This window comes from Streptomyces durbertensis (assembly GCF_014156695.1).
Taxonomy (GTDB): Bacteria; Actinomycetota; Actinomycetes; order Streptomycetales; family Streptomycetaceae; genus Streptomyces; species Streptomyces durbertensis.
Genome location: NZ_WMLF01000603.1, coordinates 1 through 2527 on the forward strand (window position 1 = coordinate 1; position 2527 = coordinate 2527).

General features: G+C 72.7%; 2 protein-coding genes. Both read right to left on the bottom strand.

Features of this window, described 5'->3' with window-relative positions:
* Positions 1 to 535: DUF8829 domain-containing protein (locus GL263_RS24955; RefSeq protein WP_500294576.1), on the bottom strand; the 535-nt coding region annotated here is incomplete at its 3' end.
* 97 nt (positions 536 to 632) lie between these two features.
* Positions 633 to 2527 (bottom strand): acetoacetate--CoA ligase (locus GL263_RS24960; protein ID WP_182858004.1); only part of this gene is annotated, 1895 nt, incomplete at its 5' end.

Here is a 2527-nt window from a genome sequence, read left to right on the forward strand (position 1 = left end):
GGTCGGGGGTCAGGGCGCTCGGCGGGCGCTTCGGTTTGTCGGGCCGCTGCGGGGAGGGCGCCCCGGTGTCGGCCGGCCGGGTCGCCTCGACCGCGCGGAGTCGGTTGACAAGTTCGGTGAGGCGCTGGCCACGGTAGGTGAGTACGCGGCGTTGCCGGTCGGCGGTGTAGCGGGCGCGGGCGGCGGCCGTGTCGGGGTTCGTCCCCGTGGTGGTGCAGTAGTCGGCGTAGTCCTGCGGGTCGAGCAGCGTGACCTGGACGTGTTCCGTGCGGGCGGCGAGGGTGCGGAGCAGGCCGGCGGTCGCCCGCCGGTAGGCGCCGTAGTGGTCGAAGCGGAAGCTGCGGTACCGGCGCATCGTCGCGAACGCCCGTTCGTCGGGCAGGAGCGCGACGGTGGTCGGCGCCTCGCGGCGGAGCAGTCGGCGCGGCAGGCGGCGCCTCGGCGGCGGTGAGCACCGGCGGCCGGTGCCCCGTGCGGTGGCAGTGTGTCGGCGGCGGCTGTTCCGGGCGGCGGCTGACGGGTGGCGGTGTGCCATGGTCTCCCCCTGGCTAGGGCGATGTGGTCGTCACTCACCGTAGCCAGGGGGTCTGACAACGGGCCTTCGCGGCCCGGTCCGGGTGGCCCGGTCCGGGTCAGCGCGCGGCGGCGCGTTCTTGGCCCAGCTTCTCGTAGAAGCGCAGCAGCTCCACGTTGTCCACCGAGCCGGGGTTCACGGCCTTGGCCAGGGGGGTGCCCTGGAGGAGGCGCTTGACCGGCACCTCCAGTCGCTTGCCGGTGAGGGTGTGCGGTACCGCGGTGACCTCGATGATCTCGTCGGGGACGTGCCGGGGGGAGAGTTCGGCGCGGATCGTGGTCTTCACCCTGTCGCGCAGTCGGTCGTCGAGGCGGGTGCCCTCGGCGAGGTGGACGAACAGCGGCATCCAGTAGCCGCCGTCGGGTTCCTCGACTCCGATGACCAGGGATTCGCGGATCTCGGGCAACCTCTCCACGGCCTCGTAGATGTCGGCCGAACCCATCCGCACGCCCTGTCGGTTGAGGGTCGAGTCGGAGCGGCCGTGGATGACCACCGAGCCGCGGGACGTGAGGGTGATCCAGTCGCCGTGGCGCCAGACGCCCGGGTAGGTGTCGAAGTAGCTGTCGTGGTAGCGGGTGCCGTCGGGGTCGTTCCAGAAGTGAATGGGCATGGAGGGCATCGGCCGGGTGACGACCAGTTCACCGACCTCGTCGACGAGCGGTTTGCCCTGCGGGTCCCAGGACTGGAGGTCGGTGCCCAGGCAGGCGGCCTGGAGTTCGCCGAGGTGCACCGGGAGCACGGGCACGGCGCCGGCGAAGCAGCTGCACACGTCGGTGCCGCCGCTGACGGAGGCGATCCACAGCTCGCCGTCGGGGCCGGCCACCTCGTCCCGCAGCCACCGGAAGCCGTCGGGTGGCAGCGGGGATCCGGTGGTGGCGACGCACCGCAGGCGTGTCAGGTCGAGGTCGCGGGCCGGGTGGACGTCGGCCTTCCGGCAGGCCATCACGTAGGCGGCGGAGGTGCCGTAGAAGGTGGCGCCGGTGAGTTCGGCCACGCGCCACTGGGCGTCCGTGCCCGGGTACCCGGGGCTGCCGTCGTAGAGGACGACGGTGGTCCCGGTGAGCAGACCGGAGACGAGGAAGTTCCACATCATCCAGCCGGTGGAGGTGTACCAGAAGAACCGGTCGTCCCGGCCGAGGTCGCAGTGGAGCGCGAGCTGCTTGAGGTGTTCGAGCAGGATGCCGCCCTGGGACTGGACGATCGCCTTGGGCAGCCCGGTGGTGCCGGAGGAGTAGAGCACCCACAGCGGATGGTCGAAGGGCACCTGCTCGTAGGCCGGTTCGACGTCGGCGGAGGTGAGGTCGTCCCATGCGAGCGCGCCCTCGGGGGCGGGCGCGCCGAGCAGCGGCACGTGGACGACGGCGCGGAGCCCGGGCATCTCGCGCCGCAGCTCGGCGACGGTCTCGGTGCGGTCGTGGGACTTGCCGCCGTAGCGGTAGCCGTCGACGGCGAACAGGACGACCGGTTCCACCTGCTGGAAGCGGTCCAGGACGCTGCGGGCGCCGAAGTCGGGTGCGCAGGAGGTCCACACGGCGCCGACCGCGGCGGTGGCGAGGAGCGCGATCGTGGCCTGCGGCACGTTGGGGAGGTAGCCGCTGACCCGGTCGCCGGGGCGGACTCCCAGCGCGCGCAGTTCCGCGGCGAGTGAGCCGACCTGCCGGCGCAGGTCGGCCCAGCTGACCGGGGTGACCTGCTGGGCCTCGTCGACGTGGAGGAGCGCCGGCTGTTCCGCGCGGTCCGGGTCCTCGCCGGCGCGCAGCGCGTGTTCGGCGTAGTTGAGCGTGGCACCGGGGAACCAGGTGGCGCCCGGCATCCGGTCCTCGCCCAGCGCGGAGCGGTACGGGGTGGTGAAGCGGACGTCGAACCACTCGGCGATCGCACGCCAGAAGGTGTCCAGTTCCTCGACCGACCAGCGCTGGAGTTCCGCGTAGGAGGTCGCGGGGTCCTCCGGGC